This window comes from Rahnella inusitata, from assembly GCF_965118895.1.
Lineage (GTDB): Bacteria > Pseudomonadota > Gammaproteobacteria > Enterobacterales > Enterobacteriaceae > Rahnella > Rahnella inusitata_A.
The window spans coordinates 70,434-97,228 of sequence record NZ_CBCPJJ010000011.1 but is presented as its reverse complement, the minus strand read 5'-3'; the positions used below and the strand labels follow the sequence as shown (position 1 = coordinate 97,228).

General features: G+C 50.0%; 20 protein-coding genes and 2 tRNA genes. 11 read left to right on the top strand and 11 right to left on the bottom strand.

What is annotated here, in order from left to right:
* Window positions 1–215: 215 nt before the first annotated feature.
* Window positions 216–1,262, bottom strand: a complete 1,047-nt coding sequence (locus ACMHLI_RS12980) for a 3-deoxy-7-phosphoheptulonate synthase (protein WP_413529836.1) — start codon at window positions 1,260–1,262, stop codon at window positions 216–218.
* A gap of 127 nt (window positions 1,263–1,389) precedes the next feature.
* The gene (locus ACMHLI_RS12975) at window positions 1,390–2,211 is read right to left on the bottom strand and encodes a pyruvate, water dikinase regulatory protein (RefSeq protein ID WP_413529835.1); all 822 of its coding nucleotides are present in this window, start codon (window positions 2,209–2,211) and stop codon (window positions 1,390–1,392) included.
* Between the two features lie 510 nt (window positions 2,212–2,721).
* Here ACMHLI_RS12975 and ppsA point away from each other — a divergent pair.
* Entirely contained in the window at window positions 2,722–5,097 is a 2,376-nt protein-coding gene (ppsA, locus tag ACMHLI_RS12970; protein WP_413529834.1) for a phosphoenolpyruvate synthase, read from the top strand.
* Window positions 5,098–5,535: 438 nt separating this feature from the next.
* On the opposite strand, the gene ydiK is transcribed toward ppsA, so the two are convergent.
* Window positions 5,536–6,633: an AI-2E family transporter YdiK gene (gene ydiK / locus ACMHLI_RS12965; protein ID WP_413529833.1), complete on the bottom strand. Its 1,098-nt coding sequence runs from the start codon at window positions 6,631–6,633 to the stop codon at window positions 5,536–5,538.
* Window positions 6,634–6,964: 331 nt separating this feature from the next.
* Here ydiK and ACMHLI_RS12960 point away from each other — a divergent pair, with 331 nt between their 5' ends.
* Both ACMHLI_RS12960 and ACMHLI_RS12955 read left to right on the top strand, forming a co-directional pair.
* Window positions 6,965–10,021 carry an FAD-binding and (Fe-S)-binding domain-containing protein gene (locus ACMHLI_RS12960; protein ID WP_413529832.1) on the top strand — a complete coding sequence of 1,019 codons (3,057 nt, stop codon included), beginning with the start codon at window positions 6,965–6,967 and terminating at the stop codon, window positions 10,019–10,021.
* Window positions 10,022–10,037: 16 nt separating this feature from the next.
* Entirely contained in the window at window positions 10,038–10,457 is a 420-nt protein-coding gene (locus tag ACMHLI_RS12955; RefSeq protein ID WP_413529831.1) for a hotdog fold thioesterase, read from the top strand.
* Between the two features lie 107 nt (window positions 10,458–10,564).
* Here the strand turns inward: ACMHLI_RS12955 and ACMHLI_RS12950 are convergent, their stop codons facing one another.
* Window positions 10,565–10,969: a hypothetical protein gene (locus ACMHLI_RS12950; protein ID WP_413529830.1), complete on the bottom strand. Its 405-nt coding sequence runs from the start codon at window positions 10,967–10,969 to the stop codon at window positions 10,565–10,567.
* Between the two features lie 455 nt (window positions 10,970–11,424).
* On the opposite strand from ACMHLI_RS12950, the gene sufA reads away from it, so the two are divergent.
* From sufA to ACMHLI_RS12915, 7 genes are all read left to right on the top strand, one after another.
* Entirely contained in the window at window positions 11,425–11,796 is a 372-nt protein-coding gene (sufA, locus tag ACMHLI_RS12945; RefSeq protein WP_056773540.1) for a Fe-S cluster assembly scaffold SufA, read from the top strand.
* 47 nt (window positions 11,797–11,843) lie between these two features.
* On the top strand, window positions 11,844–13,367 hold the full coding sequence (gene sufB, locus ACMHLI_RS12940; RefSeq protein WP_112168604.1) for a Fe-S cluster assembly protein SufB: 1,524 nt from the start codon (window positions 11,844–11,846) through the stop codon (window positions 13,365–13,367).
* A gap of 120 nt (window positions 13,368–13,487) precedes the next feature.
* Window positions 13,488–14,234 carry a Fe-S cluster assembly ATPase SufC gene (sufC, locus tag ACMHLI_RS12935; RefSeq protein WP_413529829.1) on the top strand — a complete coding sequence of 249 codons (747 nt, stop codon included), beginning with the start codon at window positions 13,488–13,490 and terminating at the stop codon, window positions 14,232–14,234.
* Entirely contained in the window at window positions 14,209–15,510 is a 1,302-nt protein-coding gene (gene sufD, locus ACMHLI_RS12930) for a Fe-S cluster assembly protein SufD (RefSeq protein ID WP_413529828.1), read from the top strand. Before sufC ends, sufD begins: the two co-directional genes overlap by 26 nt.
* A complete protein-coding gene (gene sufS / locus ACMHLI_RS12925) occupies window positions 15,510–16,730 on the top strand; it encodes a cysteine desulfurase SufS (protein ID WP_413529827.1) in 1,221 nt (406 codons plus the stop codon). The genes sufD and sufS overlap by 1 nt, the downstream gene beginning before the upstream one ends.
* Window positions 16,731–16,758: 28 nt before the next feature.
* Window positions 16,759–17,172, top strand: a complete 414-nt coding sequence (gene sufE / locus ACMHLI_RS12920; RefSeq protein WP_413529826.1) for a cysteine desulfuration protein SufE — start codon at window positions 16,759–16,761, stop codon at window positions 17,170–17,172.
* A 266-nt stretch (window positions 17,173–17,438) separates the two neighbouring features.
* Complete coding sequence (locus ACMHLI_RS12915) at window positions 17,439–18,452, top strand: L,D-transpeptidase family protein (protein ID WP_413529825.1); 1,014 nt, start codon at window positions 17,439–17,441, stop codon at window positions 18,450–18,452.
* A gap of 230 nt (window positions 18,453–18,682) precedes the next feature.
* On the opposite strand, the gene ACMHLI_RS12910 is transcribed toward ACMHLI_RS12915, so the two are convergent.
* The 5 genes from ACMHLI_RS12910 to ACMHLI_RS12890 all read right to left on the bottom strand — a co-directional run bounded on the left by ACMHLI_RS12910 (window position 18,683) and on the right by ACMHLI_RS12890 (window position 22,973).
* The gene (locus ACMHLI_RS12910; RefSeq protein ID WP_056773575.1) at window positions 18,683–18,919 is read right to left on the bottom strand and encodes a major outer membrane lipoprotein; all 237 of its coding nucleotides are present in this window, start codon (window positions 18,917–18,919) and stop codon (window positions 18,683–18,685) included.
* A 292-nt stretch (window positions 18,920–19,211) separates the two neighbouring features.
* Window positions 19,212–20,624 (bottom strand): pyruvate kinase PykF, encoded by a 1,413-nt coding sequence (gene pykF / locus ACMHLI_RS12905; protein WP_413529824.1) that lies wholly within the window; start codon window positions 20,622–20,624, stop codon window positions 19,212–19,214.
* Window positions 20,625–21,187: 563 nt separating this feature from the next.
* Window positions 21,188–21,264: transfer RNA gene (locus ACMHLI_RS12900), tRNA-Val, on the bottom strand.
* Window positions 21,265–21,292: 28 nt separating this feature from the next.
* Window positions 21,293–21,369, bottom strand: a tRNA-Val gene (locus tag ACMHLI_RS12895).
* Window positions 21,370–21,599: 230 nt separating this feature from the next.
* The gene (locus ACMHLI_RS12890; RefSeq protein WP_413529823.1) at window positions 21,600–22,973 is read right to left on the bottom strand and encodes an MATE family efflux transporter; all 1,374 of its coding nucleotides are present in this window, start codon (window positions 22,971–22,973) and stop codon (window positions 21,600–21,602) included.
* A 254-nt stretch (window positions 22,974–23,227) separates the two neighbouring features.
* On the opposite strand from ACMHLI_RS12890, the gene ACMHLI_RS12885 reads away from it, so the two are divergent.
* Window positions 23,228–23,881, top strand: a complete 654-nt coding sequence (locus ACMHLI_RS12885; protein ID WP_413529822.1) for a riboflavin synthase subunit alpha — start codon at window positions 23,228–23,230, stop codon at window positions 23,879–23,881.
* An 81-nt stretch (window positions 23,882–23,962) separates the two neighbouring features.
* Here ACMHLI_RS12885 and cfa read toward each other — a convergent pair whose 3' ends face one another.
* Together cfa and punC are read right to left on the bottom strand one after the other, a co-directional pair.
* Window positions 23,963–25,114, bottom strand: a complete 1,152-nt coding sequence (gene cfa / locus ACMHLI_RS12880; protein WP_413529821.1) for a cyclopropane fatty acyl phospholipid synthase — start codon at window positions 25,112–25,114, stop codon at window positions 23,963–23,965.
* A 360-nt stretch (window positions 25,115–25,474) separates the two neighbouring features.
* Window positions 25,475–26,674, bottom strand: a complete 1,200-nt coding sequence (gene punC / locus ACMHLI_RS12875; RefSeq protein WP_413529820.1) for a purine nucleoside transporter PunC — start codon at window positions 26,672–26,674, stop codon at window positions 25,475–25,477.
* Window positions 26,675–26,795: the final 121 nt, after the last annotated feature.

Sequence of the window (26,795 nt, the reverse complement as noted above, 5' to 3'; positions counted from 1 at the left end):
ATAATCATTATCAAATCATTGCAGAAACACATCAAGAAAATTTTTGTTGGCAGAATGTAATTTCTGGCAAATAGCCCTTTAAATACCGTGGGATAACCTAAGGGGATTGCTGCTGGCAGGGCGTTGCGAAAGGGGAGGTGAGCAAGGCAGAGGCACAAAAAAGGGCAACAAAAATGTCGCCCAGGGTGTTTTTACGCTTTTACCAGCACAACCGATCAGAACCGGCTATCTGTCGCCTCTGCCAGCATCGCTAGCAGCGTTTCGGTATCTTCCCAGCCCAGGCAAGGGTCAGTGATCGATTTTCCGTAAACCAGAGGTTTGTTGGTGGCGACAGGCTGTGTGCCTTCAATCAGGAAACTTTCCGCCATGATGCCCGCGACAGCGGTCGAACCGCCGCGGATTTGTTCGCAAATATCCGCGGCCACATCCAACTGACGTTTGTGTTGCTTTTGGCAGTTACCGTGGCTGAAATCCACCACCAGCCGCTGCGGCAGGTCAAACTCCGCCAGGTTCAGGCAAGCCTGTTCCAGGTCTTCAGCATGATAATTCGGTTTCTTACCGCCACGCATGATCACATGGCCGTAAGGATTGCCGGCAGTACGGTAAATGGTCATCTGACCGTTTTTATCAGGTGACAGGAACATATGGCTGGTGCGTGAAGAGCGCATGGCATCAATTGCGATACGTGTGTTGCCGTCAGTGCCGTTCTTAAAGCCAACCGGACAGGACAATGCAGACGCCATTTCACGGTGGATCTGGCTCTCCGTAGTACGTGCGCCGATAGCGCCCCAGCTTATCAGATCAGCGATGTACTGGCCGATGACCATATCCAGGAATTCGGTCGCCGTCGGAATACCCAACTGATTGACCGCCAGCAGAACCTTACGCGCCAGTTCTATACCATCATTAACACGGCATGAACCGTTAAGTTCGGGATCAGAAATCAGGCCTTTCCAGCCGACCACGGTGCGGGGTTTCTCAAAATAGGTACGCATCACGATTTCAAGACGATCCTGATATTTTTCACGCAGCACATTCAGCTTTCCGGCGTAATCAATAGCAGCTTCAATATCGTGAATCGAGCAAGGGCCGATCACTACCAGCAGGCGCGGGTCTTCACCGGTAATTATTTTTTCAATACGTTTACGTGATGCCATCACGTGTTGGGCGACCGACGTGGATATTGGCAATTTATCTGCCAGTGCCTGAGGCGTAATCAGGCTGTCGATGCGCGTCGTACGCAGCTCATCTGTTTGTGACATGGTGCTCTCTAAAATTTGATTCTTCTCTGCGGCAGGAATACCGGGAAGTGATGGCGATCACAATAACTCAAAAACAGATGAATTCAACCACTGTTGGCCGGTTATGCCACTCACATCAGCAAAAGGGTCAGAACATGCGCCGACTCATTCCGAAACTGTCCATAATCTTTGCTGCAATCTCTTCCACAGAATAATTGGTGCTGTTGAGATAGCGGATTTGATTTTTGCGGAAAAGTGCTTCTACCTCAGAGACTTCCATCCGGCACTGGCGCAGTGATGCATAACGGCTATTTTCTACACGCTCCTGGCGAATCGCGGTCAGGCGTTCGGGATCAATCGTCAGTCCGAATAGCTTATGCATATGGGGTTTCAGTGCGGCTGGCAGCTGAATGTTATCCATATCATCGGCAGTGAATGGGTAGTTGGCCGCACGGATACCAAACTGTAGCGCCAGATAAAGGCTGGTCGGTGTTTTCCCGCAGCGGGAAACGCCGAGCAAAATGACCTGCGCCTGATCGAGATTACGAAGCGAAATGCCATCATCATGCGCCAGCGTATAATCAATGGCGGCGATACGGGCATCGTATTTAGTGATATTGCTGGCGGTCAGCCCGTGTGTGCGGTTAGCAATGGGCGTCGGTTCCACGCCGAGCTCATTTTGCAGCGGTGCCACCAACGACTGAACGATGTCCTGACAAAACCCTTCGCTGGCTTTAATGATATTGCGAATATCGGGCGAAACGATTGAATAGAACACCAGCGGGCGATCACCGGATTTTGCAAATATGTCATTGATCTGCTGAACGACCGTTTTCGCCCTCGCTTCACTTTCTACGAAGGGCAGGGAATAGGTGGTCGCATTCACCGGAAATTGTGACAGCACGGCATGGCCTAAAACTTCCGCCGTAATTGCAGTGCCATCGGAAATGTAAAACACACATCTGTCCACTCACCGCTCCTGATTTCTTTCTGTTTGCCTTATCCCTTACGGGAACCCGTTTAGTAATAACCAGAAATTCACTAAATAAAAAGGCTATTTCTCCGGACGGGCATTCTTAAGTTCATTGCTGCGAGATACTGCGCAAAATGACTGTAATAAATGAAATGGGATTTTAATTTTTTCGCGTTATCCCGCACCTTTTTGATTTGCTTCAGCAGCGCGTCAGCTTCTTTGGTAGCGTAGTGTTCATGACGAAATGTCCGGTGGTTCATCACTGATTCATAAGGAATTATGAGATTTAGATAGGAAGGGGATTCAAAGCCGCAGTGGAATTATCCGAAACAAAAATAGTTTGATTTGCTGGATCGATTCACCTGTCCTGTTCTTATGGATCAATATGCTAGTCTCGAAATGACCGCGTGTTTTAAAGGACATGTAGTTAAAGGACATTAAGTCATTTGACTGTGACTGAATTACGACTCTCTGCTCTCCTACTGAATATTAAGAAAGGATTGTTTCATGGCTCATCTCGATCCCGATTTACGCAATGTTATCTGGTACAACCAACTGGGTATGAACGACGTTGATAAAGTCGGGGGCAAGAACGCATCCCTCGGGGAAATGATCACTAATTTGTCTGAATTAGGGGTCTCTGTCCCTAATGGTTTTGCCACCACTTCTCAGGCGTTTAATGATTTTCTTGATCAAAGTGGCGTTAACCATCGTATTCATGAGTTACTGGATAAAACCGACGTTGATGATATTGCTCAACTGACGCAGGCGGGGGCGCAAATTCGCCAGTGGATCATCGAGACGCCTTTCCAGCCTGAGCTGGAAGTGTCAATCCGCGAGGCCTATCAGCAGCTTTCGGAAGGCGAACCTGACGCTTCCTTTGCCGTACGTTCTTCTGCCACTGCCGAAGATATGCCTGATGCGTCTTTCGCCGGGCAGCAGGAAACCTTCCTGAACGTACAGGGCTTTGATGCGGTACTGATTGCCGTGAAACATGTGTATGCCTCTCTATTCAATGATCGTGCGATTTCCTATCGCGTGCATCAGGGCTATGACCATCGCGGCGTGGCGCTCTCGGCCGGTGTTCAGCGCATGGTGCGTTCCGATCTTGCGGCCGCGGGGGTGATGTTCACCATTGATACGGAATCCGGTTTTGATCAGGTGGTTTTTATCACTTCAGCCTACGGTCTGGGCGAAATGGTGGTGCAGGGCGCAGTAAACCCGGACGAGTTTTATGTACACAAACCAACGCTTGCCAAAAATAAACCTGCGATCGTGCGCCGTACTATGGGTTCCAAGAAAATCCGTATGGTGTATGCCCCGAGTCAGGAACATGGCAAACAGGTACAGATTGAAGATGTACCCGCAGAACTCAGCACGCAATTCTCGCTGACGGATGACGAAATTCAGGCACTGGCACGTCAGGCATTGCTTATCGAAAAACATTACGGTCGCCCGATGGATATCGAATGGGCGAAAGACGGTCACAACGGTAAGTTGTATATCGTGCAGGCGCGGCCGGAGACCGTTCGTTCAAACGGTCAGGTCATGGAGCGCTACCAGCTCAACGGCAGCAGTAAAGTTCTGGTGGAAGGCCGTGCAATTGGTCATCGTATCGGTGCCGGGCCGGTCAAAATCATTCATGACATCAGCGAAATGCATCACGTTAAAGCCGGAGATGTGCTGGTTACGGACATGACTGATCCGGACTGGGAACCGATCATGAAAAAAGCGTCAGCGATTGTGACAAACCGCGGCGGGCGTACTTGTCACGCGGCGATTATTGCCCGCGAACTTGGGATCCCTGCGGTGGTAGGTTGCGGCGACGCAACAGAAAAACTGAAAGAAAACCAAAAAGTCACTGTGTCTTGCTCTGAAGGGGATACCGGTTACGTCTATCAGGATGAACTGGACTTTACGGTGCAAAGTTCCGAAGTCAATGAACTGCCTAAATTGCCGCTGAAAATCATGATGAATATCGGTAATCCCGATCGCGCATTTGATTTCGCCTGTTTGCCTAATGAAGGGGTCGGGCTGGCGCGTCTGGAATTCATCATTAACCGCATGATTGGTGTGCATCCTAAAGCTTTGCTGGAGTTTGACCAACAAACGCCGGAGTTGCAGGCTGAAATCAGCAAACTGATTCAGGGTTACAGCAGCCCGCGCGAATACTATGTGGCGCGCCTGACCGAAGGGATTGCAACACTGGGTGCCGCTTTCTGGCCTAAGCGCGTTATCGTGCGTTTGTCAGATTTTAAATCCAATGAATACGCCAATCTGGTCGGCGGCGAGAAGTATGAACCGCACGAAGAAAATCCGATGCTCGGTTTCCGTGGCGCGGGACGTTACGTCTCTGACAGCTTCCGCGATTGCTTTGCGTTAGAATGTGAGGCGATGAAACGGGTACGTAATGACATGGATCTGACCAATGTCGAAGTCATGATCCCGTTCGTACGTACCGTGACACAGGCGGAAGCTGTGGTGGCCGAACTGGCACGTCAGGGACTTAAACGCGGTGAAAACGGCCTAAAGGTCATCATGATGTGTGAGATCCCATCCAATGCGTTGCTGGCGGATCAATTCCTTGAGCACTTTGATGGTTTCTCTATCGGTTCAAACGACATGACACAACTGGCGCTCGGCCTCGATCGTGATTCAGGCGTCGTGTCTGAACTCTTCGATGAGCGCAATGAAGCCGTTAAAGCACTTTTGTCGATGGCGATTAAGGCCGCCAAGAAACAGGGAAAATACGTTGGTATTTGCGGGCAGGGCCCATCCGATCATCAGGACTTCGCCCAATGGCTGATGGATGAAGGGATCGACAGTTTGTCCCTGAATCCGGATACGGTGGTGCAAACCTGGCTGGCACTGGCAGATAAATAAAGTCTTAAAGCCATAATTTAAATGTTCAAAAAACCATCGTGTAAAAACGATGGTTTTTTTATGGAATAAATGTTTTCTCTGCAAAAAATGGGAGAGGTAGTGTTGAGATTAAAATTACAAAGAGGGAGGTTTTAGATAAAAAAAAGCCCGTCTCGAAGACAGGCAAAGACTACACACAGCAATTTGGGGTATACATGCTTTTAGGGGAAAGCGTGTATATATATCAGTGGGTTGAAATCCGAACTGTTGATAATACTAGGTTTCTCAAGGTATTTAGTCTGTAAGAATCCTCCTAATAGATTTTATTCTCACTTGAATAATTCTTGAATATTTTAAGAGATGAGCGGCGGGGCAGAATTTGAAAGGAATAACAGTGCCCGGTATCTTCTCTTTTATTTGTCTGAGACAACACCGGGCATTTAGAAAGGTACTGAGTGATTAGTCGTCGAGAGCTTTTAGCGCTTCTACCGGATCTGATTCAGGCTCTGGCGCTTCGTGTACCCACAGTGAAATCAGGCGGTACGACACGGCGAGTACTACCGGGCCGATAAACAGACCTATCATTCCGAAAGCAAACAGGCCACCGATAACGCCGGAGAGGATGAGTAGCATGGGTAAATCTGCTCCCATGCGGATAAGCACTGGTCGTAGTACGTTATCAAGAGAACCTACCACGCAACTCCATACCAGCAGCACGGTGCCCCATGTGTTATCGCCCGACCAGTACAGCCAGATAATGGCCGGGATGAGCACCAGCAATGGACCGATTTGCGCCACGCAGCAAACGAACATCACCACGGTTAATACGGTGGCGTAAGGTATACCGGCAATGGCCAACCCGATACCGCCGAGAACCGATTGCACAATGGCCGTCACGACCACACCCAGTGCCACGGCGCGAATCGCCTGACCCGCAAGGATGACAGCCGCATCACCACGTTCAGCGGCCAGACGAACGGCGAAGTGACGGATCCCCATCGCAACCTGCTCACCACGGCTATACAGCAAGGCGCTGAATAACAGCATCAGCGAACAGTGGACGATAAAGCGACCCAGATGCCCGGCCTGTGTCAGGAACCACGATGCGGTTTGCCCGACGTAAGGCTGCACTTTAGTCATCAGGACATTACCACCACCATTAATCAGCGCATGCCAGCCGGAATAGAGTTTGTGGCCGATCAGCGGAATCGAGTTCAGCCAGTTGAAATCAGGCATATGCAGGGTCGATGGATTTCCCGCAAGAGCCACCAGCGGCGCGCCATTCTCGATTGCGCTGCTGACCAGTAAAGCGATGGGTAACACGAATAGCAAGATCAGTAACAGCGTCATGACGATGACAGCAAGGAAGCGTCGTCCCCACATAATGCGCTGTAGTTTGATCATAAGCGGCCAGGTGGCAATGACCACCATGCCTGCCCAGGCAAAGCCCAGAATAAAGGGCTGCACTATCCAGATACTGGCGATAGTCATCAGCGCAATAAACAGCACCCCAAACATAATTTGTGGTAAGTCATAACGTTTAATTGGGAGATTCATTCATGTTTCTCAAAAGGATAAACGAAGAGGCATCAGCCTTGAGCCTCCAAAAAATAGCGACACTGCGTTCCGGCAGTTGTCATGCATAAGCATGGAACATTCGGTTGGTTTTGGATAGCGCACCGCAAATTTAGTTGCAACACGCTGTTGCTAAACGTGCGTTTTGCGGCGCGTCATGAAACAAATGCAACAATGGTTAACCAGACGGAGCGCTTAAAAAAGAAGTATGTTAGTTTTTAATCTGGGTAAAGAACAGGGTGGATCTGCCTCGCAGATCCGGCAAATCGCTTAGCGCTTGCCAGGCATACAACAAAGACAGAGTCATAATTCAATGATCCCACAGATTTCTCAGGCGCCGGGTGTCATCCAGCTGGTGCTCGATTTTTTGGAAGCCTTAAAAAACGACGGATTTACCGGTGATCTCACCACGACATATGCCGATCGATTGACGATGGCTACTGACAACAGCGTATATCAGCTCTTACCGGATGCGGTTCTGTTTCCGCTGGCAACTTCGGACGTTGCCCTGATAGCACGCCTCGCAGGGCAAGAGCGTTTTAAAACGCTGGTCTTCACGCCGCGCGGCGGGGGCACCGGCACTAACGGTCAGTCATTGAACCGCGGCATTGTGGTTGATATGTCCCGTCATATGAACCGAATTCTCGATATTAATATTGAACAAGGTTGGGTCAAGGTCGAGGCAGGTGTGATTAAAGACCAGCTCAACGATTATCTGCGTCCGCTGGGTTATTTCTTCTCGCCGGAGCTGTCCACCAGTAACCGTGCGACGCTTGGCGGAATGATCAATACCGATGCGTCCGGCCAGGGTTCTCTGGTCTATGGCAAAACCTCAGACCATGTGCTGGGTGTGCGCGCCATCGTGCTCGGTGGCGATATGCTGGACACCACAGCGATACCTGCGGCGCTGGCCGATAAACTCGGCGAAGAGGATTCTGTTATTGGCCGCATCTATCGCACCGTGCTCGACAGTTGCCGTGATAACCGCGCGCTGGTCATCGAAAAATTCCCGAAATTGAATCGCTTCCTTACCGGCTACGATTTGCGTCATGTATTGAGTGATGATCTGCAAACCTTCAATCTGACCCGTATCCTCACCGGCTCGGAAGGTTCACTGGCCTTTATTACTGAAGCGCGTCTGAATATCACGCCAATCCCCAAAGTGCGCCGTCTGGTCAACATTAAATACGACTCCTTCAACTCCGCGCTGCGCAATGCGCCATTCATGGTGGAAGCCAAAGCCCTTTCAGTTGAAACCGTCGATTCTAAAGTCCTCAATCTGGCGCGTGAAGATATCGTCTGGCACAGCGTCCGTGAGTACATAAAGGATGTGGATGGCAAAGACATGCAGGGGCTCAACATCGTTGAGTTTGCCGGTGACGACGCCGATCTGATTGAAGCTCAGGTCAGCGCCCTGTGCGAGCGCCTCGACGGGCTGATGAGCGACCAGGAAGGTGGCGTGATTGGTTATCAGATTTGTGCCGACCTTGCCGGTATTGAACGTATTTATAATATGCGTAAGAAAGCGGTCGGACTGCTGGGCAATGCGAAAGGGCAGGCCAAACCCCTGCCGTTTGCGGAAGATACGTGCGTGCCGCCGCAGCATCTGGCTGATTATATCGTTGAATTCCGTGCGCTGCTGGACAGCCATAATCTGAGTTATGGCATGTTCGGGCACGTCGATGCTGGCGTACTGCATGTACGTCCGGCGCTCGATATGTGTGATCCGCAACAGGAGATGCTGCTAAAGCAAATTTCTGATGAAGTCGTCGCACTGACCGCTAAATATGGTGGCCTGCTGTGGGGCGAGCACGGCAAAGGTTTCCGTGCTGAATACAGTCCGGCATTTTTCGGCGAGGAACTGTTCCATGAGCTTCGCCGTATCAAAACGGCGTTTGACCCCGATAACCGACTGAATCCAGGTAAGATCTGTGCGCCACTCGATTGCGATGAGCCGATGATGAAAGTCGATGCGGCGAAACGTGGCACGCTGGATCGCCGAATTCCGCTGGAAGTGCGTCAGTCGTTCCGTGGTGCAATGGAATGTAACGGTAACGGTCTTTGCTTCAACTTTGATGTGAAAAGCCCGATGTGTCCGTCGATGAAAATCACCGGTAGCCGAATTCACTCACCAAAAGGACGCGCAGGATTAGTCCGGGAATGGCTGCGTTTGCTGTCTGAGCAGGGCGTTGATCCGCTGGCACTTGAAAACGCCTTGCCGGAGAAAGGGCTGAGTTTCCGCACACTCATCGACCGTACACGTAATACCTGGCACGCCAATAAAGGTGAATATGATTTTTCTCATGAAGTGAAAGAGGCGATGTCGGGTTGTCTGGCCTGCAAGGCCTGTTCGACGCAGTGTCCGATTAAGATTGACGTACCCGGATTCCGCTCACGTTTCCTTCAGCTTTATCACACACGTTATTTGCGCCCGGCGCGCGACCATTTCGTCGCAAGCGTTGAAAGTTATGCGCCGCTGATGGCCAAAGCACCGAAGCTGTTTAACTTCTTCCTGAAACAGCCGTGGGTACGGGAAATGAGCCGTAAAAGCATCGGCATGGTAGATCTGCCTTTGCTGTCCACTCCCACGCTGCGTGAGCAACTGCTAGGGCATCGCGCCAGTATGATGACACTCGAACAGTTGGAGAAAATATCTCCGGCCCAGCGCGGCGAATATGTTCTGGTGGTGCAGGATCCGTTTACCAGTTTTTATGATGCACAGGTCGTGGCTGATTTCATCCGGCTTATCGAAAAATTGGGTCTGAAACCTGTGCTGCTGCCGTTCTCCCCGAACGGTAAAGCGCAGCACATTAAAGGCTTCCTGCAACGCTTTGCGAAAACCGCGAAGAAAACCTCACAGTTCTTAAACCGTGTGGCTCAGTTAGGAATGCCGCTGGTGGGGGTCGACCCGGCGCTGGTGCTCTGTTATCGCGATGAATATAAGGAAATTCTCGGGGAGGCCCGTGGTTCATTCCAGGTTCAGTTGGTACACGAATGGTTAGATACGTGGCTGGCAGAACGTCCAGCGCAACAGCAGAGCGGTGAGCCCTGGTATCTGTTCGGGCACTGCACTGAAAGTACGGCGTTGCCAACCAGTGGTAAGCAATGGGGAGATATTTTTGCCCGCTACGGCGCTAAGCTGGAAAATGTCAGTGTAGGTTGCTGCGGGATGGCCGGAACTTACGGTCACGAAACGAAAAACCTGCAAAACTCGCTGGGGATATACGAGCTGTCATGGCACACATCTTTACAACGCCTGCCGCGTCAGCGCTGTCTGGCGACCGGTTATTCCTGTCGCAGCCAGGTAAAACGTATTGAAGGCAACGGAGTCCGACATCCTTTACAGGCTTTACTGGAAATCATTCCCTGATACATAAGGAAGCACGATGTCATTTTGGAAACGAACCACCACTCTTGATGCGCTCAATGCACGTAGTCAGGGATGCATGGTCGGGCACGTCGGAATAGTGTTCACCCAACTGGGCGAGGATTTTCTTGAAGCTACGATGCCAGTGGATGAACGTACTATTCAGCCTTTTGGTTTGTTGCACGGTGGGGCATCAGTCGTACTGGCTGAAACCCTGGGCTCGATGGCGGGATATCTGTGCAGCGAAGGCACACAGACGGTGGTCGGCGTGGAAATCAATGCCAGCCACATGAAGTCAGCGCGGGAAGGACATGTCCGTGGCGTATGCCGTGCATTACGCGCCGGTCGCCGCAGCCAGGTCTGGCAGATTGAAATTTTTGATCAGCAGGGCGGTCTTTGCTGTGTATCCAGACTGACAACGATGGTTATCGATAAATAATTTGAGTGAATGAAACAGGCAGGTAGAAGACAGAAAGGGCGGACAGGCCGAAAAGTTGTCCGCCTTTTTTATTCGCAGTATTCATTAGCTATCACATTGAAACGCAATCAAAGATGATAGGGCACACGTTTGGCAAAGTCTGTTTGGAAGGCTGTCGCTTTTTCCCAGATGCCCATCATGCCATAATACTGACAAATGAGTTTGAGCGTGTGCCGCGCAAAATGGTAGCTCTGAACACGGAAGAGTTCACAACGACCGACACTGTTTATTTCCAATATCAGGCGGTTATGCAGCTTGCATAACGCGTGCAGATAACTGTGATCGTCTCCGTTTTGCAGGCATAAATTGGCCATATCCAGACAAATGCTGTTGAGGCGTTTTAGCTGGCAGAGGTGTGCGTCAGGGCGGCGTAAGGCGGCATCCGCCATATAGAAATCCACAGTAGCATCGCGGACACTGGATTTATATTCGTCGATCTTACTTTGCAACCACGCATTTACCGATTGAGCCATTCTCAGTATTCCGGTTTATCTTAATGATAATCATTATCAAAGAATGAACATCATATTGTCAAAAAATAACCGGATCAACGTTTTCATCTGTTTTTTCATTTATCGGCGGAAATGAGTAAACAAAAAGAGCCTTATTATTGCGTTTAGGGTGAATTCATAAATAGGCATTTCCGATGAATGTTTTATAATAGACCTAATGAAAACTATTAAACCATGATCTTTATAAGGTTAATTTTGCGTTTTTTAACAAAAAATTGACAACTTATTCAATCAGTTGATGGTTGCGGTGTTCAAGACCCGCCGGCAGCCCGACCCAAAGCCGATGCACATTGAGTGGCGTTCCTCATGGGTCATCGCTATACCCTCTTAAAACAAGAGGTTGAAGTGATAAATGTTATCACTAGAATAGAGACAATAGGTCTTGTCTATGACCGTAAAACTATGAGGTAAGACAGATGCAAACTGAAACTGTCGGCTCGTTCTCTTTAGACGACAACGTATGGCAAGGCGTGATCCTGACTGATTCTGCGGCGAAACAGGTTAAAACCCTTATGACCCAGGATCCTGAAGTCAAAGGTCTTCAGCTCTCGGTGAAACAATCGGGCTGTGCTGGCTTTGGCTACGTTCTGGATTTAACCAAGCAACCGGCCAGCGATGACCTGGTGTTTGAACATGACGGCGCTTTGCTGTTTGTTCCGCTGAAAGCGATGCCTTTCATCGACGGAACCGAGGTGGATTTCGTCCGCGAAGGGCTGAATCAGATATTTAAATTCAATAATCCTAAAGCTCAGCATGCCTGCGGGTGTGGCGAAAGTTTCGGCCTGTAAGAACCGGCCGTTTTTAAGATTATTGTAAACAAAGCGATGTAACCAACATGTCACGAAGCAACGTAGAAATTCCAGACGATGTGCAGTCTTGGGTCGGCGAGGGAACGAATTATAAAGAAGGGTTCTTTACCCAGCTGGCAACCGATGAACTAGCATCAGGCATCAACGAAGATGTGGTTCGCGCGATCTCCGCGAAACGCAACGAACCCGAGTGGATGCTGGAGTTCCGTCTGCAGGCTTATCATGCTTGGCTGAAAATGGAAGAGCCGCACTGGTTGAAAGCGTATTACACGCCTCTCGATTATCAGGATTATAGCTATTACTCCGCGCCATCCTGTGGCAGCTGTGATGATACCTGTGGTTCTCAGCCAGGTGCTACGCAACAGCCACCCGCAGATTCTCACGGTATTCCGGCGCTCGATGGTAAAAATTACCTGACCAGCGAAGTGGAAAAAGCTTTTGAGCAGTTGGGTGTTCCCGTACGTGAAGGGAAAGAAGTGGCCGTCGATGCAATTTTCGACTCCGTTTCTGTTTCCACGACGTATCGTGAAAAGCTGGCTGAATCTGGCGTCATTTTCTGCTCATTCGGCGAAGCCATTCACGAATACCCGGATCTGGTTCGCAAATACCTCGGTACCGTAGTACCCGCGCAGGATAACTTCTTTGCTGCGCTGAACGCTGCGGTCGCCTCTGACGGCACTTTTGTTTATGTACCAAAAGGTGTGCGTTGTCCGATGGAACTGTCGACCTATTTCCGTATCAACGCGGCGAAAACCGGTCAGTTCGAACGTACTATTCTGATTGCCGATGAAGGTAGCTATGTCAGTTACATCGAAGGTTGTTCAGCACCGGTACGCGATACCTATCAGCTGCACGCGGCCGTCGTTGAAGTCATTCTGCATAAAGACGCTGAAGTGAAATACTCCACCGTACAGAACTGGTTCTCCGGCAGCAAAGACAGCAGCGGCGGGATCCTCAACTTCGTGACCAAACGCGCATTGTGTGAAGGCGCAGGGTCGAAGATGTCCTGGACGCAGTCTGAAACGGGCTCTGCGATCACCTGGAAATACCCAAGCGTTATCCTTAAAGGCGATAACTCAATCGGCGAATTCTTCTCAGTTGCGCTGACCAGTGGCAAGCAGCAGGCAGATACCGGCACCAAGATGATCCACATTGGTAAAAATACTAAATCGACGATCATCTCCAAAGGGATCTCTGCAGGTCACAGCCAGAACAGCTACCGTGGTCTGGTGAAAATTCTGCCGGGTGCTGAAAATGCCCGTAACTTCACGCAGTGTGACTCAATGCTGATCGGTCCTGACAGCGCCGCGCATACATTCCCGTATGTCGAAGTGCGTAACAATACCGCGCAGCTGGAACACGAAGCGACGACGTCGAAAATTGGCGATGACCAGCTGTTCTACTGTCTGCAACGTGGTATCAGCGAAGATGACGCGATTTCCATGATTGTTAACGGTTTCTGTAAAGATGTCTTTTCCGAGCTGCCGCTGGAGTTTGCTGTCGAAGCACAGAAACTGCTGGCGATAAGCCTTGAACACAGCGTCGGGTAATATCGGCGTCTTTTCCTGCCGTCGCTGCGTGGTGTGACGCCGCGGCGGACAGGTTTGAGTTCAGCACAGTCAAAGCATAATCAGAATTATGAGCGCGCAGGCGCAAACTCAAGGATACGTATGTTAAGCATCAAGAATTTGAAGGTCCGTGTCGAAGAAAAGGAAATTCTTAAGGGACTTGATCTGGAGATCAAACCGGGAGAAGTACACGCCATCATGGGCCCGAACGGCTCAGGTAAAAGTACACTCTCCGCGACGCTGGCTGGCCGTGAAGATTACGAAGTGACTGATGGTTCCGTAATGTTCAATGGTAAAGATTTGCTGGATCTCGCGCCGGAAGACCGCGCGGGTGAAGGTGTGTTCATGGCGTTCCAATACCCGGTTGAAATCCCGGGTGTGACCAACCATTTCTTCCTGCAAACTTCGGTTAACGCGGTACGTAAATACCGTAATCTGCCTCCGATGGACCGCTTTGACTTCGCGGATTTCATTGAAGAGAAGATTGCCATGTTGAAAATGCCTGCGGATCTGCTGACCCGTTCCGTCAACGTCGGTTTCTCCGGCGGTGAGAAGAAGCGTAACGATATTCTGCAAATGGCAGCGCTTGAGCCAAGCCTGTGCATTCTTGATGAAACCGACTCTGGTCTGGACATCGATGCGCTGAAAATTGTGTCTAACGGCGTCAATGCGCTGCGCGATGGCAAACGTTCATTCGTGATTGTCACCCACTACCAACGCATCCTCGACTACATCAAGCCTGATTATGTGCACGTGCTGTATCAGGGACGTATTGTAAAATCTGGCGATTTCAGCCTGGTTAAACAGTTAGAGGAGCAGGGTTATGGCTGGCTTACCGACGAAGAGTAATGTACCTGCGGCGGGCAGTTCACATGCCATGCAGCAGCTTTACCGTCTTTTTGAAGGCCGCGGTGGTGAACAATCTGCTCACGCCCATGCACACTGGCAACAAGTACTACGCCTCGGTTTTCCGCATGCCAAACTGGAAGACTGGAAATATACACCGGTCTCTTCCCTGTTGGGCAATCAGTTCTTTGCACCTCAGCAGCAGGCGGTAACGGCTGAAACCGTGAAATCGCTGGCACTGCCGGTGGATTGCTACCGTTTAGTATTCGTCGATGGCCGTTTCGATGCGAGCCTGAGTGATGCTGAAACGGGCGCATTTGAGATCCAAAAACTGAATCCGGCGGCTCAGCAAACGCTGCCTGATCCGATTCAGTCTGAAGTCTTTTTACATCTGACTGAAAGTCTGGCGCAGGATCCATTATCTGTGCGTTTACCTGCGGGTAAGCAGGCGGATAAACCGCTGTATCTGTTACACATTAGCAGTGGTCGTGATCAGTCACGTGAAATGAATACCGTCCATCATCGCTATCACATGGCTATCGAAAGCGGTGCCAATGCTGAAGTGATTGAGCATTACCTGAGTCTTAACGATCACGGCCACTTTACCGGTGCGCGTATGACGGTAAATGTGGGCGACAATGCTGATTTCACGCATTACAAACTGGCATTTGAAAGCCAGGCGAGCTTCCACTTCTCGCATAATGATTTGGTTATCGGTCGTGATGCCCGTGTCGCGAGCCACAGTTTCCTGCTGGGCGCGGGTTTGACCCGTAATAACACCAGTGCGCAGCTGAACGGCGAGAACACCAATCTCAACATGAACAGCCTGGTTCTGCCGGTTGATACTGAGATTGCGGATACCCGCACGTATCTGGAACATAATAAAGGTTATTGCAACAGCAATCAGTTGCATAAAGTGATCGTTAACGATCGCGCGAAAGCCATCTTCAACGGCATGATCAAAGTGGCGAAGCATGCACTGAAAACCGACGGCAAGATGACCAACAACAACTTGTTGCTGGGCAAACACACTGAGGTCGATACTAAACCTCAGCTGGAGATTTATGCCGACGACGTGAAATGCAGCCACGGTGCGACGGTCGGTCGTATCGACGACGAACAGCTTTTCTATCTGCGTACCCGTGGTATTAGCGGTCAGGATGCACAGCAAATGATCATCTTTGCATTTGCTGCGGAACTGACGGAAGCCATCGAGAATGAAACCCTGCGTGACGTGGTGATTGCCCGTATTGCGGGTCGACTCAATCGAGGTAAGTAATGACTTTTCCACTGGAAAGAGTACGTAGCGATTTCCCTGTGCTGAGCCGTGAAGTTAACGGCCAGCCGCTGGCATATCTTGACAGCGCAGCCAGCGCACAGAAACCGCGTCAGGTTATTCAACGTGAAATGTCTTTCTTCGAACAAGGTTATGCTGCGGTTCACCGTGGCATTCATACCATGAGCGCAGAAGCGACTGAGCAGATGGAAAACGTTCGCACTCAGGCCGCTCATTTCATGAATGCGGCCTCTGCGGAAGAAATTGTTTTCGTCAAAGGTTCCACGGAGGCCATTAACCTCGTCGCCAATACTTTTGGCCGTGTTCTTTTGCAGCCGGGCGATCGTATTATTCTGACCGAAATGGAACATCACGCCAATATCGTGCCTTGGCAGATGCTGGCGAAAGAGCGCAGTCTGCATATCGACGTCTGGCATCTCACGCCGGAAGGTGAGCTTGATCTCTCACAGCTTGACGCGCTTATCACCCCTCGTACGAAACTGCTGACGCTGGCGCATGTTTCGAACGTGCTGGGTACCGTGAATCCGCTGGAAAAAATCATTCCTCAGGCCAAAGCTGCCGGTCTGACCGTACTGGTAGATGGCGCGCAGGCAGTGATGCATTACGCCGTGGACGTCCAGGCGCTGGGTTGCGATTTCTATGTCTGGTCAGGCCATAAACTGTACGGGCCAACCGGCATCGGTATTCTGTACGGCCGTAAAGAATTGCTCGATCAGATGCCACCATGGGAAGGCGGCGGATCTATGATCAAACACGTCAGTCTGACCGAAGGTACCACCTTCGCAGCAGCACCCTGGCGTTTTGAAGCCGGTACGCCAAATACCGGTGGCATCATGGGTCTGGGCGCAGCCATGGAGTATGTGACGGAATTGGGTCTGGAAAATATCCATGCCTACGAAAATGAACTGATGGCCTATGCGCTGGAACAAATGGCGAAGGTACCGGATATTCAGATTTACGGTCCGGCCAGCCGTTCAGGCGTTATTGCATTTAATCTGGGCAAACACCATGCTTACGATGTGGGCAGTTTCCTCGATCAATACGGTATTGCCATCCGTACCGGTCACCACTGTGCGATGCCATTAATGTCTTTCTACGGTGTTCCGGCGATGTGCCGTGCGTCGCTTGCGATGTACAATACTCACGAAGAAGTCGACCGTCTGGTCGCAGGACTGCAACGTATTCACCGGTTGTTGGGTTAAGCCCGGCAACCCCGCTCAGGATGTTGTTATGGCTTTGCCAGATAAAAATAAGTTAGTCAGAAATTTTTCCCGCTGTCCGAACTGGGAAGAAAAGTATCTGTATGTCATTGAGCTCGGCGGCCAGTTACCAGCTCTGCCGGAGGAATATCGTCAGGATAAAAACCTGATTTCTGGTTGTCAGAGTCAGGTGTGGATTGTAATGCGCACGGATGAAACCGGCGCACTGACTTTCGAAGGCGACAGCGATGCGGCCATTGTAAAAGGTTTGGTGGCCATCGTGTTCAGTCTCTATCAGGGGCTGACGCCGCGTGATGTGGTAGAGCTGGATGTGCGTCCGTTCTTCACCGAACTGGAACTCAGCCAGCATCTGACGCCTTCACGCTCGCAGGGGCTGGAAGCAATGATCCGGTCCATCCGCGCGAATGCTGCGGCGCTTGCTTAACCACTGACTGACCGCTTTGCTCATTAGGAATCGTCTGCTAATGAGCAAAGCCTTTTTTGATTTTCCCCTCGCTTCATTCCGTTTTACTTCTGATTTTTCATCTGTTTAAAATTCGCTTTTGCCACGTTTAACGCCTGCCGTACGATAAGGTAACTTTCTGATTTTCTGCGGTTTGATTGCTCTGAAATTCTGCGCTGCTAGTATTAACAAACAAGATAATTGTCTGGCCTCAGATTGTCTGAGTTCAGGCCAAAAAAGGACTGAGTATGAGACGCGCATTACCCCTTCTGGCGATGTTAGTTGGCACAATGATGGCAACGCACTCCCTGACCGCAAGTGCAGCAGAATATCCTCTGCCGCCGGATAATAGCCGCCTGATTGGCGAAAACACGACTTATGTGGTGCCAAACGACGGTCAGCCGCTTGAAGCCGTAGCCGCCAAATATCAAATTGGCCTGATTGCTATGCTGGAAGCTAACCCGGGAACCGATCCTTATTTACCGAAAGCCGGCACCGTGCTGACAATCCCTTCGCAAATGCTGTTACCTGACACTAAGCGTGAAGGTATTGTGGTCAACCTCGCGGAATTGCGTTTGTACTACTATCCAAAAGGCGAAGATAAAGTCGTCGTCTATCCTATTGGTATCGGCCAGCTGGGTCGTAACACCCCAGAGATGGTCACGTCTGTAAGCCAGAAAATCCCCAATCCGACCTGGACGCCTACAGCCAATATTCGTAAAGCTTACCTGAAAGACGGCATTAAGCTGCCTGGCATGGTACCAGCCGGGCCGGAAAACCCGATGGGGCTGTTTGCCATGCGTTTGTCAGCAGGGACAGGGCAGTACCTGATCCACGGGACAAACGCTAACTTTGGTATCGGGATGCGCGTGAGCTCCGGTTGTATCCGTTTGCGCCCTGATGACATCGAGGCGTTGTTTAACAGCGTGCCTAAAGGGACACGTGTACAAATCGTCAATCAGCCGATTAAATATGACATTGAACCCGATGGTAAACGCTATATCGAAGTTCATCAGCCACTGTCGCACACCGAAAAAGATGATCCGCAGACCAAGCCGATTGCTCTGACTGCGGCAATGAAGAAATTCATCAAGCATGACGACACGAATACCGAGGTGGTAAAAGAAGCCATCAAGCGGCGTTCAGGTATGCCTGTGGTCGTAAGCGTCGGTGATAAAGCAACGGGGACGCCTCCGGCTGTCAACGAACCGCAGACCGCAGCAGCCACACAACCAGCAGTGAATACCGCAAGTACGCAATAAAGGTTACAGAAACCATTCAGAAGCGTTTTCTCTCAAAGGAGCCATCATGGCTCCTTTTTTATGGCCAAAGCTCTGGCGAGAGACGGAGAGTGCTTTTAGGGGGGGATCACGAAAAGGTTATGTAGAAACAAATCAGAAAGAAGCGGGGATGAATGACATAAATGCGGGGGGAGGATGACAGGTAAAAAAAATGGCGCACTGAGTGCGCCATTGAACTAGAGAAGTAAATATTACTTCTTGTAAGCGTGAGCTTGGTTGTCAAGACGTTGGTTAGCACGTGCTGCGTCGTCTTTAGCTGCCTGAACGTCAGAACGCATTGCGTTCACGTCGTTGCTCAGTTGGTCAACTTTAGAGTTCAGAGTAGAAACGTCTGAAGACAGTTGATCGATTTTAGCGTTGCTTGAACAACCAGCCAGCATAGTTGAAGCCAGGATTACAGCGCCCAGTACCAGTTTAGTGCGATTCATTATAAAACCCTCTAGATTAAGTTAATCTCCATGTAGCGTTACAAGTATTACACAAACTATTTTCTAATGAGAATAATTTTTTGTCGGTAAACGCTATATTTTGATCGTTAGCTCAAAGAAGCATCTTTTTTTACGAAAAAGTTAAAAATTGCTGGGAAAACAGCTGTATTCCATGGGACTTATCCCAATCTCACGCATTCTGTTTTCTGCACTTTTTAAGAAAAAAGAGGCTTTTCGAAAAATAAACGCCGCAGTATGCAGCGTTTATTCATGCTCTGGGTCACGTTTTTAATTAAACAACGTGCACCGAAGAAGTATTGGTAGTGCCGCTCTGAACCAGTGCGCCAGAAACCATCACTACGATATCACCTTTTTGCGCTAAACCGCTTTCAATCGCCGCTTCTTTACCAATGCGATAGAAATCATCAGTAGAGGCAATTTCTTTCACCAGTTGAGTCACAACGCCTTTGGTCAGGATTAACTGACGTGCAGTGATTTCGTTAGTGGTCAGAGCCAGGATAGTCGCGTGCGGGAAGTATTTACGCACAGCTTTAGCAGATTTACCACCGCTGGTTGCAACAACGATCAACGGAGCATCCAGTTTTTCGGCTGTTTCTACTGCGCCACGGCAGACTGCTTCAGTAATACGCAGTTTGCGGTTGTCATTCTGACCATCGATGCGGCTTTGCATAACGCGGTCGGTACGGGCACAAATGGTGGCCATGATCGTCACCGCTTCCAGCGGGTATTTACCTTTAGCACTTTCGCCAGACAGCATCACGGCATCTGTACCGTCGATGATGGCGTTAGCGACGTCACCAGCTTCTGCGCGGGTAGGGCGCGGGTTTTTGATCATGGAATCGAGCATTTGCGTTGCGGTGATCACCACTTTGCGTGCACGGTTACATTTTTCGATCATCATCTTCTGCGCGAAGATAACTTCTTCAACCGGGATTTCAACGCCGAGGTCACCACGGGCAACCATGATGCCGTCTGAAGCTTCGAGGATTTCGTCGAAGTTGTTCAGGCCTTCCTGGTTTTCAATTTTGGAGATGATCTGGATGTGCTCGCCACCATGGATTTTCAGGTGTTCGCGGATTTCCAGAACGTCAGAACGTTTACGGATAAAGGAGGCCGCAACGAAGTCAACGCCTTGCTCACAACCGAAGATCAGGTCACGTTTATCTTTCTCAGCCAGTGCTGGCAATGCGATAGAAACGCCAGGCAGGTTAACGCCTTTGTTTTCGCCCAGATCACCGTTGTTCAGAACTTTACAGGTCACTTCGGTTTCGGTGACGTTAGTCACTTCCATGCCGATCAGGCCATCGTCCACCAGAATGGTGTTACCGATTTTCAGGTCTGCAGCAAAGCCAGCGTAGGTCACAGCAACACGTTCAGTATTACCAATCACGCTCTGGTCGGTGGTGAAAGTGTAGGTCTGGCCCGCAACCAGCGCAGCATCTTTGCCGCCTTCCAGTTTCATGGTGCGGATTTCAGGACCTTTGGTGTCCAGCAGGATAGCTGCTTTGTGGCCAGTCGCAGCCATCACGTTGCGGATGTTCTTAATGCGTTGACCGTGCTCTTCGTAATCACCGTGAGAGAAGTTCAGACGCATTACGTTCATGCCTGCATCAAGCAGTTTGGTTAGCATTTCTTCGGATTCAGTTTTTGGTCCGATGGTACAAACAATTTTGGTCTTTTTCATGACGATTTTATCTACAAGTTGTGATGGATTGGAAACGTGTTTGCCTGACAGCATGGCTGCCCGCACGAAATTGAAGTCTTGCCTGGTTGATCAAATCATTACTAAGCGTAGAAGACTGTGAAAGGAATGGTGTAGTTAGTTCAGCCAAAGCATAGCGATTAGTGCGATTTAAGATCGCTACGGGAGTGGTCACGCTTATATAAGTGCGATATCGACAGATCAAGGGGCTGAAACCATTCAATCGAAGAGACGATGCGTATTATAGAGGGGAACGAGGTGGGAAACCAAATAAAAAACGTGATAATGCGCAAGCTTAGGGCAGATGACTGAGCGTTGTTGCGCAAATATCCAAAGCGGGCAGCGGGGAAATCACTGGCATAACAGTTTCGTTACGTGACTTTCGAAAATGCTACAAAGACGAAATAAGCCAATAAAAAGGCTAAGGGTGTACTGAGTCTGTTGGTAAAACGCAGCAGGGAACAGTTGTAAAAAACACTGCGGAATAAAGGTGTTTAAATCAGAAAAGTACATCAGAGGAAAGGCGAGATATTAAGAAGAGTTGCTGGTGCGTCCGAGTGGACTCGAACCACCGACCCCCACCATGTCAAGGTGGTGCTCTAACCAACTGAGCTACGGACGCACATTATGCAACGGTACAGCAAAGAAATTGGTGCGTCCGAGTGGACTCGAACCACCGACCCCCACCATGTCAAGGTGGTGCTCTAACCAACTGAGCTACGGACGCATCGTTTTCTTTCTTGTCAGCCAGTGTTGGCGACGGGGACGAATATTAACGACGTCTCTGAAGGCTGGCAAGGGAAAAAAGACATTTTTCTTACATATTGTTCGCGACTGACGAGCTTATGCGCATTGCGTTGTTTTTTTAGACATAACCGCCGTCATTGGGGAGAAAAGGCCACGCGCGATGAATCATTCATCGCGCGTGGCCGGTAAAACTATCGGCCAGCTTTAAAACTATCGGCCAGCTTTTTGCAAAATCGTGAATGAAGGCTGCTTCTGTAGCCAGCGCATACGGAACGTCATCATCACGGCGGCAAACGTCAGCCCCAGAATGAATCCGCACCAGAAGCCGCTCGGCCCCATCCTTGGCACAAGGAAATCGGTCAGCCCGAGCATGTATCCGACCGGCAATCCCAGCACCCAGTAGGCGACAAACGTAATATAGAAGATAGAACGCGTATCTTTATAGCCGCGAAGAATGCCGCTGCCGATGACCTGAACTGCATCTGAAATCTGGAACAAAGCCGCGAATATCAGAAGATGGGAAGCCAGCATCACGACTTCAGGGCTGTCGTTATAGAGTGCGGCAATATGTTCACGAAAGAGAATAGCCGTCGAAGCCGTACAACATGCCATGAGAATTCCGGTGAAGATACTGGTATATGCTGCCACTTTGGCACCGTCCACCGATGATTTCCCCAATTGCGAACCGACGCGGATCGTCGCGGCCACGCCGAGCGACAGTGGGACTACAAACATCAGAGAGCCCACGTTCAGTGCAATCTGGTGGCTGGCCACTGCCACAATCCCCAGTGGTGAAACCAGCAGCGCGACGATGGCAAACAATGTCACTTCAAAGAACAACGCCAGCGCAATTGGCATACCGAGCTGAGTCAGGCGGCGTAATGTTGGCCAGTCGGGTTTGGCGAAGCGCGTTGCTGGAATGATATCGCGCATCGTGTAATTACGACGTACGTAAAAGCGCATCATAAAGAACATAACCCAATACACTGTGCCCGTTGCGACACCACAACCGACACCGCCAAGCGCGGGCGCACCGAACTTACCGTAAATAAAAATGTAGTTCACAGGTATGTTCACCAGCAGGCCGATGAAACCAAAGACCATGCCTGGCTTCGTTTTCGACAAGCCTTCACACTGATCGCGCAGCACCTGGAAGAATAAATAGCCCGGCGCGCCCCACATAATTGCGCGTAAATAGCCGACTGCTTTTTCTTTCAGTTGCGGATCGATGTTATGCATCAGGCCGATAATCTGATCACAGTGATACAGGACGGCGATGATCAACACGGAAACCCCTGAGGCCAGCCAGAACCCTTGTTGTACCTGATGACCGATTTTATCCCGGCGGCCTGCACCATTGAGATGCGCAATCGTCGGGGTCAGCGACAGTAATAAGCCGTGTCCGAATAAAATAGCCGGTAACCAGATGGAGGTCCCGACGGCGACGGCGGCCATGTCCGTTGCACTGACGGAGCCGGCCATTATCGTGTCCACCACGCCCATTGACGTCTGGGCTATTTGCGCGAGGATGACCGGGATGGCAAGCGCTAATAAGACTCGCGCTTCTGCAAGGTACTTCTGCACAGATACACCTTTATTCTTGATTATATTGGATGAAAAAACGCCACGTCAGGTGGCATTAAAGACGAGAGAATAGCCCGAAGATTGTACCGCTTCCTTTTTTTTAAGCAAACGATGCTGTTAATGGCCGGTTAAATAATGTTATCCGATCAGGCAGTGCTATTTGTGCCGTGCAGATTTGGCTTTCAATTAAATCTGCGGCAAACTGACGTCAGCGTTGTCTTAATACAACAGAATTCAGCATTGAGGAAAGGGCTATGTTTACCGGAATTGTTCAGGGAACCGGAACGGTAGTGTCGATTGACGAAAAACCGAATTTCCGTACCCATATTGTTCGCATGCCAGAGGATATGCTGGATAACCTCCAGCTCGGTGCGTCTGTATCGCACAATGGCTGCTGCCTGACGGTAACGGAGGTGCAGGGCGACCTGGTCAGCTTTGACCTGATGAAAGAAACGCTCCGTCTGACCAATCTCGGCGATTTAAACGTCGGCGATCAGGTCAATCTTGAACGCGCTGCGCGATTTAATGATGAGATCGGCGGCCATTTAATGTCGGGCCATATTATCTGTACCGCAGAAGTCGCCAAAATTCTGACATCAGAAAATAATCGTCAAATCTGGTTCCGGATGCCTCATGAAGATTTGATGAAATATGTATTACACAAAGGTTATATCGGCATCGACGGTATTAGTCTGACCATCGGCGAAGTGACCCGCACCCGTTTCTGCGTGCATTTAATTCCTGAAACGCTACAGCGCACGACATTAGGCACTAAGCGTCTGGGGGATAAAATTAATATCGAAATTGATCCGCAAACTCAGGCGATTGTCGATACGGTAGAGCGTGTATTAGAAAGCCGTGAAGCGGCGATTGCCACTGCAAAGGCGATGATCGAAAAAGCGGAATAAACCCTTTTCGCCGTTGTTAAGATATAGAAAAACCGGACACAACACGCTGTCCGGTTTTTTTATGCGTGATTTTTGCCGTGATTAACGCGGAACGCGAAGACCGCCGTCTACACCCTGCGGGCTGAAGACGACCTGCCACAACTGAATGTCGCGCGCGCGGAAAGCACCGGCGCAGGCATTAAGATAATAGGTGAACATCCGGTGGAAACGGTCACCATAGCGCTCGGCCAGTTGCGGCCAGTGCAGCTGGAAGCGTTCGTGCCACGCCATCAGTGTGCGGTCATAATCGGCACCGATATTGTGCCAGTCTTCCATTACAAAATGGGATTCACTGGTGTGCGCAATCTGTTGAATAGAAGGCAGACAGCCGTTGGGAAAGATATATTTATCAATCCACGGATCCACGCTCAGATCGGTCTTATTTGAGCCGATGGTGTGCAGCAGGAAAATACCGTCCGGTTTGATATTGCGTTTCGCCACGTTGAAATAGGTCTGGTAGTTCTTAGGGCCCACGTGCTCAAACATCCCGACGGAAACAACGCGGTCAAACTGATCGTTTAAATCACGATAATCCTGCAAAAGAATGGTGACATCCAGCCCTTCACACCTATCCTGTGCCAGTTTTTGTTGTTCGGCCGAAATCGTCACGCCCACCACGCTGACGCCATAATGGCGCGCCGCATACTCAGATAATCCGCCCCAGCCGCATCCAATATCCAGCAGACGCAGGCCCGGTTTTAATTGCAGCTTATCGCAGATCATTTTGAGTTTAGCTTCCTGCGCTTCTTCGAGGGTAGTGGCTTCTTTCCAGTAGCCGCAGGAATATTGCATATAAGGGTCGAGCATGAGTGTGAATAAATCATTGCCCAGATCGTAGTGCTCTTTACCCACAATCCACGCGCGCTTGCGTGATTGCAAATTCAGAATACGTGCTGCTGCGATGCGAAGTGTGTCTTTAAAATGGCGGGGAAGTTTATCTTCTAAACCGGCTCGCAGAACGCGCTGAAAAAAGATATCCAGACGTTCACATTCCCACCAGCCGTCCATATAGCTTTCACCCAAACCCAGCGAACCTTCCTGCAAAACACGCTTAAAGAAGTCAGTGTTTTTTACTTTAAGGTCAAAAGGGCGACTGCCATTAATCTGGATGTCCGCGGAAGATAACATTTCGCTGACGATTCGATACCACTGATTATCCTGAATGCTTTGATCTTCTATACACGATGAACTCATAGCTTCTCCATCACTTTCTCTTCTGACTTATTAACCTGCCGGGAAAAGCAAAGGCTATTTGCAGGTCTTTATGAGAACAGACGACTCAGCGCCTCGTCCGATATTCGACACCAACAGAGGAAATTTAGAAGAACACCCACAAGCCAAAAGGGTTGCAGGTCAATCATCCTTGAAATAATAGTGTGACGCACTCCGCGTGGCACACAAAAGCTTGTAATAAAAGTATTGTAAAAGTGTTATTTTTAGAGGTTTTATTGAGTATAGGCTCGACCGCATGCATTCTCAATAGTTAATCGCGTTGGATGTTAATGACCTTTAAGTGATTGTAACTAAAGGTCATTATCGCGATCGGTGAGTATGCTATGCTTTGGCTTCCTGCGAGGTCTCTTCCACTGCTTCCTGCTGTTTCACCTGCCGTTGTGACAGCCAGCGACCCAAAACTACCAACACTATTGTAGACAGCATGGTGGTAACTGTCGCCATCAGCGGTTGCGCAATAAATGCGGAAACCGACAGACTGGCGAGAAAACACAAGCCTAACTGAAGCGTATTTTGCAACGCGGCAGCTTTGCCTGTATTAGCAGGAAATGGCATTAATGCATTTGCGACAACAATTGGATAGATTGCGCCATTAACCAAAGCCATGAGACAGAAGGGAATCAACAAGCTCACCAACCCGGCATCGGTGAACATCGCGATAACGAAAAGCCAAACCACGCTCAGGCAGTATCCCGCCAATAACCATGGCAGAATTTTATTCCCATCCAGTTTACTGATCAGCATCCGGCAACCAAAACCACCCAGCAAGAAGGCGATCGTTTGAGGTACGTAACTCAGGCCGATGACCGCTGGTGAGTAACCCATATCGCTTAAAATAAACGGAGAGCCGGTCAGCCAGGCGAAGAAACCGGCAGAGCAGGCGGCATAAATCATCACGTTGCCGGTAAAAACGCGGGATTTCAGTAAGGTACCGAAACCGGCTTTGCTTTCAGGCGGATGCTCAGCGGGCTGGTTTTCACGCAAAGTGAGCGTAGTGATGACAAGAAGCACCGCAACCACCGTCAGCAGGGCGAAAATGGCTTCCCAGTCAAAATGATTCAGTACCCATGCACCCAGCAGCGGGGCCAGCGCAGGGGAAAGTGCCACCAGCGGCATGATACTGGCGAACGTTTTCTTCGCCACGTCCGCAGAGAAACGGTCAACAACGATCGCCTGCCAGGTGACAGCGGCGGCACAAACTCCCATCGCCTGTAAGAAACGCAGCGCCAGAAGCGCTCGGACATTTTCCACCCACAAAATACCAAGACAGCCGATGGCAAACAGCGTCAGGCCAATCAACAGCACCGGTTTACGCCCTATACGATCGGAGAGCGGCCCCCAGAGCAGTTGTCCGACAGCGAAACCGCCAAGGAAGATACTCAGGCTGGCGCTGATCATGCCCGGACTGGTCATCAGGCTGGTTTGCATTGCGCTAAACGCAGGCAAATACATATCGGTGGCTAAAAAGCCGAGCATGCTCAATCCAGCGAGATAGAGCATAAATCCAAAGGAGGGTTTCATTTTTGTCTCATTAATGTGTTTATTGCAGATGATTTGGCGCAGAAATAGGTTCGGATGCGGAGTTTAACGCTTTGATAACAGTCTTGTGAAACGCTAATATTTGCAGTCTGCTATCAAAAAA